At 31.8% G+C, this 9236-nt stretch carries 6 protein-coding genes; 1 reads left to right on the top strand and 5 read right to left on the bottom strand.

Features of this window, described 5'->3' with window-relative positions:
- Window positions 1-165 precede the first annotated feature (165 nt).
- From HN894_10020 to HN894_10035, 4 genes are read right to left on the bottom strand one after another with little or no spacing between them, the layout of a single operon-like run.
- Window positions 166-1866 carry a DUF2326 domain-containing protein gene (locus tag HN894_10020; protein MBT7143665.1) on the bottom strand — a complete coding sequence of 567 codons (1701 nt, stop codon included), beginning with the start codon at window positions 1864-1866 and terminating at the stop codon, window positions 166-168.
- Complete coding sequence (locus HN894_10025; GenBank protein MBT7143666.1) at window positions 1857-2090, bottom strand: hypothetical protein; 234 nt, start codon at window positions 2088-2090, stop codon at window positions 1857-1859. The genes HN894_10020 and HN894_10025 overlap by 10 nt, the downstream gene beginning before the upstream one ends.
- Window positions 2087-2917, bottom strand: coding sequence for an HNH endonuclease (locus tag HN894_10030; protein MBT7143667.1), 831 nt, complete (start codon window positions 2915-2917; stop codon window positions 2087-2089). Before HN894_10030 ends, HN894_10025 begins: the two co-directional genes overlap by 4 nt.
- 12 nt (window positions 2918-2929) lie before the next feature.
- Entirely contained in the window at window positions 2930-4015 is a 1086-nt protein-coding gene (locus HN894_10035; protein MBT7143668.1) for a site-specific integrase, read from the bottom strand.
- 326 nt (window positions 4016-4341) lie between these two features.
- Between HN894_10035 and HN894_10040 the strand changes: the two genes are divergently transcribed.
- Window positions 4342-8868 carry a hypothetical protein gene (locus HN894_10040; GenBank protein MBT7143669.1) on the top strand — a complete coding sequence of 1509 codons (4527 nt, stop codon included), beginning with the start codon at window positions 4342-4344 and terminating at the stop codon, window positions 8866-8868.
- A 97-nt stretch (window positions 8869-8965) separates the two neighbouring features.
- On the opposite strand, the gene HN894_10045 is transcribed toward HN894_10040, so the two are convergent.
- On the bottom strand, window positions 8966-9236 hold a 271-nt coding region (locus HN894_10045; GenBank protein ID MBT7143670.1), incomplete at its 5' end, for a hypothetical protein.

Here is a 9236-nt window from a genome sequence, read left to right on the forward strand (position 1 = left end):
GTTACGTTTAAAGGGAACTGAGACAAAGAAATTATTTCGATAATTCTTTTGCTTAATGAACCGCTAAGTACGAGACCCGTACGCTTAGTGGTGTGAGAGGTGTACTGGTGGCTATTTTGCCATCAGCCGCCTACTCGATTATAAGCCGTTTTTTTATGTCAGTCGTTAAATTCTAAAAAGTTTATCAATTTGTGAAAGTGATATAACCTCAAATTTACTTATGTCAATGTTTTCAGGTACTTTGTCTCTAAGAATTGGAACTATATATTGACCATTGAGTTGATTCGCAACATCTACGATAGTGTTTAATTGATTGTCGTGAATATTTTCAAGCTGGTCGTGCATTACAAAGTGGAGGCAGTTTATATCTAAAGAATCTGCAAATTTCATGTAGGCAAAATCGAATGCGGCAATTTGACCTTTCTTTTTACCAGTACTAGGATTCCCTTCAATATTCGTTACAATCAGGTCATATCCTTTTTCGGTTTTTTGGGTACTTAGGAGATAGTATTCACCATAAAGTTGATTGGAAAGGTCTGAGAAATATTTATTGAAAAGTGTAATACGACTCTGAATTAATTCATCTCCTGAATTTATACCTTCATTGATAGTTTTAAGTTCGGTTTCAATATTTCTTAATTTCTCAATTGACGATTCCCATAATCTTTTTTGTTCTTCGAGACTTCCTTTCTTTTCTGAAAGTTTATTTAGCTCAATTACAATTAATTCAAGGTCTTCGGTGAATCCTGATTTTTTCAACGTTATAGTTAATAATGACTCTTTCCTTTGAAATGCTTTTAGCTTTATTTTTGTTTGGTTTATTGAGACTTCTAATTCAGGTAGTTCTTTAGTTATGTATTTCAGCTTTTGGTTTAACAAATCATTGTGAAACTTAATTGTGTCTTCAAAAGATACTTGCAAATTAGGAATTAAGGAATTTGCTCTTTCATAAAGTTTTTTGATTTGAGAAGCGTCAATATTCGAGTGCTCATTTTCTAACTCTTCCTTACTTTCAATAATCAATTCACGTCTTATTTTCAACCTGCTTAATAAAGTCGAAACTGAGTTGAGCTCAGCTTTTGTTTTATTTAATTCATTAATATTGTCGCCGTAATTTTCATTTATTACAAAAAGACTCTTCTCTTGATTTAACTCTTCAATTTTAGAATTAATAAAAGTCAATTGTTGTAATACTAAAGAAAGTTCTCCTTCTTTCTTTAATCTTTTTTGGAAATTTTCTTCTCTTTTTTTACTCTCAGAAAGTTTTTGTTTTTGGTCAAGCTCATTAGTATCAATACCTAACCAAAATAGATATAAAGCCTCATATACTTCGGAAGAAGCAAAAGAGCTGAGGACCTTTACAATATTGGTCATTTTATTTTTTTCATCTCTAATGTTCTTAGAAATAATTTGTCTGAAAGTGGGTTTATCAACTTCGGATTTAAAAATGAATTCCTTTAGTCTTTTATCAAATTCATTATTATTGGTTATGTTCTCACCATTTACTGCTTGAATCTTTTTACCCCTTTGTAGGAAATTTCTTTTAATCAATATATTTTCTGAGGTTTTATCATTCAAATCATCAGCAAGTTCAATTTCAATAATAATATCGTTCTCTTTTAAAAAGTTTTCAATAAAAGTGTTTGGCTGTTTTTTAAATTCGGTGTCTTGATAAATATTTTTGCCGTCACCGCCAAAACAATAATCAACAAGTCTTATTACAGTTGTCTTACCAACATTATTTCCAGTTGAAGTTTTTGAAAGGTCTTCAGGAGTTTCGTCCACAATAAGATTTATACCTTTATGAAAAGTAATCTCTCTTATTAAAGAGTCTCTGTTTAATATTTTTAATGATTTTAGAAACATTTTTCAATTAATCTGTTTTCTGCATTTTTAATGACACCAATAATAAATAGCCAATCCAAAACAAGGGTATAAAGATTCAAGCTTATTTCTAATTCTAAATTAACTTTTTGAAATAGGTCAAAATAATCAACTTTCTTTTCATCAGAATCATTAAGCACCTCAATCACTTTACTTCCAAGAAAGTATAAGTCCCTGTCTGGCTTTATGTCGTTACTAAGTATCATTTTTTTATTGGCTCCTCAAGTATTTTACATCGCATAAAGGCATCTACCATAACAATTAAAATACCCATTTTTATTGACTCAATTGGCAAACTAGGACTTAAATTTGAACTTGATTCTAGAATCTTCCAGATTTCATTTTCAATATTTTCAAAGATTAAATCGGCATTTTTCCTAATAATTTCAATGTTTTTATATTTTCCCTTTTCCTTCAAATAAAGTGATTTAATATTTTGAAGTAAAAAAGATTTTTTACTCGAACCTTGTTTTTCTATTTCATCATAGATACCATTTAGCTTACCTTGATAAATACTGTATTCTTCAATTACTGGCTTGTATGTAACAACATTGTTATACTGGATTTTATCTTCTGTAATAGGAGCATTTTTACCCATCGCTTCAAATTCATCTTCCAATAAATTTGAACCAATTTGATTAATGAGAATACTTAAAACTGAGGGATATTTAGCTATTGTATTATTCCCGCTTTGTAGAGCATCCATTTTCGTTTCGTGTTCTCTTTTTAAAGTTTTAAGAGTTTCCACAGAATATTTACTTGGGTCGTTTGTTTCTATATGATGATTGGGACAAAGCAATATTAGATTTTGATAATCTGCTCTATCTTTATCCGACATATTTGGATTAAACCTGTCTGCTTTATGTGTATTTTTATTTGCATCTTCAATGTGGCAAATATTCGAGAAATTTGTATCATCTTCCCAGTTCAAGAACTTAACATCACATCCAGGAAATGCACAACGATTACCTGAGAGAGTGTAAAGTCTTTTAATTGTTAAAGTTGAATAATTTCTTGATTGATTATTTGCCATACTTTTTTATTGTCAAATGTAATTATTTTCTGAAACATGTGTGTATCGCTCGGTTGTTTTTGTACTATTATGTCCCATCCATTCCTGAATATATCTAATATCTACTCCTTGCTCAAGTTGATGTGTTGCATAACTATGTCTTAATATGTGAGGATATACATTTTTTTTAATGCCTGCTCTTTTTGCAGCATTTTTAACATCATTTACTATACTCGTTGCACTATATTGCTTCTGCTTTTGTCCTTCGAATATATATATATCAGGTCTGTCTTTTTTGTAATACTGACGTAAAAGGTTCAAAACCGATGTAGCCAACTGAACATACCTGTCTTTCTTGCCTTTGGCACTTCGTATTAGTATAAGCATTCGTTTAGAGTCAATATCACTTATTTTAAGATTAATTGCCTCACTTCTTCTTAAGCCACAAGAATATATCAAGGCAATTAATGCCTTATGTTTCAGGTTTTTAGTCCTTATAATCATTAACTCAATTTCGCCTTTGCTCAATACTTCAGGCAATGTACTTTCCTTTCTTGGCCTCTCAATATCAAAATACTGTTTTTCTCTGCCCAATACTTTTTCATAATAAAATTTAATGGAATTAATTCGTTGGTTCTGTTGGCTTCCAGAAATGTTTTTCTCTCTGATTAGTTTTAAAATATATTGGTTTATTTCGTCTTTTGAAATGCTTCCTAAGTTTTTGTTTTGAAAATAGTTTGCAAAATCGCCGAAGTAATTAAGGTAAGTCGATTTTGTGTTTTCGGCATATCTTTTCTGGTCTAATAAATCTAAATAATTAATTGGAATTTCAACTTTTGGTTTTACTTCTGTAATATTGGCAGTTTTGCTTTCTGTATTTTTTCGATTTTGAGGTTTTAATGCTGAATAATCTACTAAACCCTCAGTTTTAAGCGTATCGTAAACCCTACTTAAGCTAAATTCTTTTTTCGGAATATACCAAAACCTCCTACTTTGGCTCCAGTGGGCTCCGGTTGATTTTACTTTGTCTATAAGCTTCCTGTTAAAATCACAGTTAAAAACTACCACCTGTTTTTCGCGATATGTATCAAAAGCTAATGTAATTTTAAATTGGCTCATTCACTACGATTAATAAAATCAATCTGCGAATTTAAACAAATATTTATCGGAATTATAATAATATCTGAAACAAATTAATATTAGGTGCTTTTCTTTAAGCTGATTAATTCATGAATTTAATCAGTCCTCCATAGAACGAATTTTTCCCTATTATAAAAATACAAATTCAACTGCCTCGTAATCAACAAATTTGATGTTCTATGTATAAGGTATGCTAAAATAGTTTCTACTAATAACTATTGTTTTTAGTAAAAGCCAAAACAAAAATGTATCTCCAGTTCGTAAATTCTTTATACTTTTGAACTAGAAAAACTAATTCTAAAGAGATGGTTATTAGATTGAAAATTAAGTATTTAATTTTAATAATATTATTTATAACAGCAAATTTTGCTTATTCTCAAAAACTGAAAAATTTTACTCACGAAGATGAAAAATTCTTAAAAGAGATTCGCAATTTCTTAGAAAAAGGCAAAAAAAAGGAAGGTAGAATTCTTATGGACAGCTTTGAAAGTGTCTGGCAAGAAGAAGCTTTTTCTGAATCCGACAAAGAATTTATTTTCAGCTCCTGCGATCTGATGCTTAAAAAAAGAGCCTCTGCCTTTCCTCTTTTTGCCAATTTTTTCGAGTTACTGATTGCTTTTCACGAATCTGAGCATAACACTGAAAGCTTCGAAGAATGGAAAAAGGCAATTTTGCAGATTTTCGGTAATAAAAAAGTATCTAATAGAAAAATAGACCAAATGTTTGTTCAAACGCGTACTTTGCTGTTGAACAATACTATTTACAAATCTGTATCGGTAGAATGGAAAACACCTACAGGAAATTTTAGATTTGTAAGCGATGATAAAAAATTCTTAAAAGTTGTTTTCGACAAAACCGATATTGTGTGTTATGCGAAAAAGGATAGTTCGTTAATCCTTGAAACGAAAGGAGAGTTTTTGCCATTGGAGCAGCTATGGCTTGGTAGCGGAGGAATTGTTCCCTGGCACAGGGCAAATTTTGATATCTCAGAAGCTTCAGCAAAACTGAAATCCTATGAAATAAATTTGAAAAAATCTGCATATACTGCCGATTCTGTTTTTTTTGATTATGAAAGATTTTCTGATAAGCCAATTCCTGGTCGTTTAGAAGAGAAAATTGTAGCAATAAATGATACTTCAAGGATAAAATATCCCAAATTTATTTCATATGAAAAAAGGTTTAACGTCCCAAACATTTATAAAGGAATAAATTACGAAGGTGGATTTGCTATGCACGGTGCAAAATTTATTGGAAGTGGAACGGAAAAAGAAGATGTATTTCTCGAAATTTTATATAAAGATAGCGTTTTTTTAAGAGCAGGTTCGCAAAGTTTTCTATTTAAGAGAGATATGATTATTGCCCAAAATACAACTGTAACTTTCTATTTAGATACAGACTCAATCTATCATCCGGGTTTAGAATTTAAATTTTCGATAAAAAACAGGACGCTTACATTGAACAGAAATGGAATTGGGATTGAAAAAAGTCCATATTTTAATACTTTTCACCAGATTGATATGGATTTTGAAGTGCTGGAATGGAAAATTGATAATCCAAAAATTCTTTTCAAAGCAAAAAAAGGAAATTCTGAAGCAACTGCCTTTTTCGAATCGAACGATTTTTTTAGCGAAGAAAGATATAAAAACATTCAAGGAATGGACGATGTACATCCTTTTGTTTCCGTTTATAAATTTGCTGCCTATTATCATTCTCGGGAATTTGGTGCTCTTGCCTACGCAAATTATCTTCGAAAACCATTGTATCAGGTCAAGCAACAATTGATGACTCTCGCATATTCCGGATATATATCTTACGATACTCGCAGCGAAACTGTTGTAATTAGAGATAAGTTGTTGAATTATATGCGAGCAAACAGCAAAAAGAAAGACTACGATGTCATAAATTTCTATTCTGCAACTAAAAATAATAATAACGGACAGTTTAGTTTGCTCGATTACAGTATAAAGTTGTTCGGAGTGAAAACCATTCTGCTTAGCGATTCTCAAAATGTAGTAATTCACCCGCTCGATGGAGAATTACTGCTAAAGAAAAACAGAGATTTTGAGTTCGATGGAAAAATTAAGGCAGGACTTTTCGATTTTTATGGAAAGAAACTGGAGTTTGATTATGAAGATTTTAAGATAAAACTTACAAATATTGATTCAATAAGAATTTGGGCAAAAACAGGCGAAAAAGATAATTGGGGGCGCAATCTGCATAGAAAAGTAAAATCTGTTCTGCAAGATATTACAGGCGATCTGAAAATTGATTATCCAACAAATAAATCAGGTAAAGAAGATTTTCCGAGCTATCCGATTTTTAATAGCAAAAATCCGTCTTATGTTTATTACGATAAAAAACATATTCAAAAAGGAGTATATAATAAAGAGAATTTTTATTTTCAAGTATTTCCGTTCAAAATTGATAGTCTCGACAATTTTTCGACAGATGGTTTAGAATTTGATGGCCATTTCACACCGGCAAGTATATTTCCGTCTTTCGATGAAAAGCTAAAAATTCAATCCGATTTTTCTCTCGGATTTATCCGCTCTACTCCTACCGATGGATTTCCTGCCTACCAAAACAAAGGCGTTTATAAAAATGAAATTCGTTTGAGTCACAGAGGATTAAGGGGCGATGGAGAATTAAATTATCTGAGGTCAACAACTCTATCTGACGATTATATCTTTTTCCCGGATTCTATGAACACACATGCAAACAAATTTAATAATATTAAAACTCTTTCGGGAATAGAATATCCTTCGGTAGAGGCAGATAGCATATATATTCATTGGGAACCATGGCAAGACCAAATGATTGTCCATAAAAAGAAAATTCCTATGCAAATGTATGATAAAGAGGCAATTATTCATGGAGCAATTGTTTTGGAACCAACAGGAATGAGAGGTTGGGGGAAAATGGAATTTGTAAATGCCGAACTTAGCTCGCCGGAGTTTATATATTCAGCAGATGTTTTCGATGCAGATACATCAAATTTCGATTTAAAATCGGCAGGATTTGAAGGTTTTGCATTTAAAACTCATAACGTAAATTCTCATATAGATTTTATTGAACGAACCGGCGAGTTCTTATCGAACGATTCTGCTTCATTTGTCGAGTTCCCTAAAAATCAGTATGTCTGTTATATGGATATGTTCACTTGGTTTATGGAAAAAGAAGAAATAGATATGAGTGTTAGTTCTATTTCAATTTCCGACAGATTGTATCAACAAGGATTATCTCCCGATGAACTTGAGGATGTAGAACTTGATGGTGCAATTTTCACTTCTGTCCATCCAAAGCAAGATTCGCTGGAGTTTATTTCTCCTGTTGCAAACTATAATCTTCAAAAACATTTAATCACAGCTCGGGAAGTTAGATTGCTAAAAGTAGCCGATGCAACAATTTATCCGGGAGATGGCGAGATAATTGTTGAAAAGAAAGCTATTATGCGAACCTTAGACTCTGCGAAAATAGTTGCTAATAATGCTTCAAGATATCATATAATTTACGAATCTACTGTAAATATTTTTGGAGCAAAAGACTATTCGGCTAACGGAAAATACGATTATATTGACGAACTTAACCGAAAACAAACAATAAAATTTGATGTGGTTGCAGTAGATACAGCCGTGCAAACCTATGCTAGCGGAACAATCATTGATTCAATGCTTTTTACTCTGAGTCCGCATTTCAATTTCGAAGGCGATGTTAGGCTTAATGCCGACAATGAGTTCCTTACTTTTACAGGAGCAGTGAGAATTTCACATGAGTGCGAAACTTTGAATAGGCGATGGATAAAATTCTCGGAGGAAATTGATCCGAATAATATTCTAATTCCGATTGCCGAAAAACCAAAAGATAGATCGGGTACAAAACTTTATGCCGGTCTTATGCTGAATAAGGATTCTGCACACATTTATTCTTCCTTCATGAATAAACCAAAACGAGCTAACGACCTGAAAATACTGAATACTTCCGGTTATCTTTATTATGACAATATCAACGAGGAATATCAAATTTCCAATAAAGAAAAATTAGAAGAATTTAATTTGCCGGGCAATTTTCTTAGTTTGAATAAAAAGAACTGTGTGATTTATGGCGAAGGAGAGCTCGATTTTGGTTTGTATTTCGGACAAATGAAAGTGAATCCAATGGGTAGCATTACTCACGATCTTGTTAAAGACAGCGTGGAACTAAATGTAATGATGTCTTTGGATTTCTTTTTCGATAAGAATCTTTTGAAAGATATGTCGCAAACATTTATTGATGACCCGAATCTTGAACCCACCGATATGTCCACCGATATTTTTATTAAGGGGCTTGCAATTATGCTTGGTACCGAAAAGTCAGACGAACTTTTGTATAATTTATCATTGCATGGAGAATATAGAAAATTTCCTAAAGAATTGGAACACACAATGCTACTGACAGATGTGATTTTAAAATGGAATTCATCTACCGATTCTTATCATTCGGTTGGAGAAATAGGGGTTGGGAATATTCTGAAAAATGAAGTGAACCGTTATGTAGATGGAAAAATTGAGCTAATAAAACGGCGTGGTGGCGATGAAATAACTGTATTTTTACAAACCGATTATAGCAATTGGTATTTCTTTACCTACCGTAGAAATTTGATGCAAGTACTTTCGTCTAACGATATTTTCAACCAGACAATTGTAGATATGAAACAGGACAAGCGGAAAAACTCAGAAAAAGGCGAAGCACCGTTTTCATACATATTGTCGAGCGACCGTAAAAAACGAATGTTTATAGAACGATTTAATGAGGAATATGAAATTCTTGATTATTATGAAGATGAGGACGAGTAATTATTCAATTATACAATGATTCAATTATACAATTATACAATGATTCAATTATACAATGATTCAATTATACAATTATAAAATTATACAATTATTCAATCTATTTTAATATTGAACCATTGATCATTGCACCATTGCACCATTGAAAAATTGAACCATTGATCATTGCACCATTGCACCATTGAAAAATTGAACCATTGAACCATTGAAAAATTGAACCATTGAACCATTGAAAAATTGAAAAATTGAACCATTGAACCATTGAACCATTGAACCATTGAACCATTGAACCATTGAACCATTGAACCATTGAACCATTGAACCATTGAACCATTGAACCATTGAACCATTGAACCATTGAACCATTGAAA

The organism is Bacteroidota bacterium, from assembly GCA_018692315.1.
Lineage (GTDB): Bacteria > Bacteroidota > Bacteroidia > Bacteroidales > JABHKC01 > JABHKC01.

Coding starts and splice junctions, on each gene's coding strand:
- HN894_10025 (MBT7143666.1), bottom strand. CDS start 2,090: ATGATACTTAGTAACGACATAAAGCCAGACAGGGACTTATACTTTCTT.
- HN894_10035 (MBT7143668.1), bottom strand. CDS start 4,015: ATGAGCCAATTTAAAATTACATTAGCTTTTGATACATATCGCGAAAAA.
- HN894_10040 (MBT7143669.1), top strand. CDS start 4,342: ATGGTTATTAGATTGAAAATTAAGTATTTAATTTTAATAATATTATTT.
- HN894_10030 (MBT7143667.1), bottom strand. CDS start 2,917: ATGGCAAATAATCAATCAAGAAATTATTCAACTTTAACAATTAAAAGA.
- HN894_10020 (MBT7143665.1), bottom strand. CDS start 1,866: ATGTTTCTAAAATCATTAAAAATATTAAACAGAGACTCTTTAATAAGA.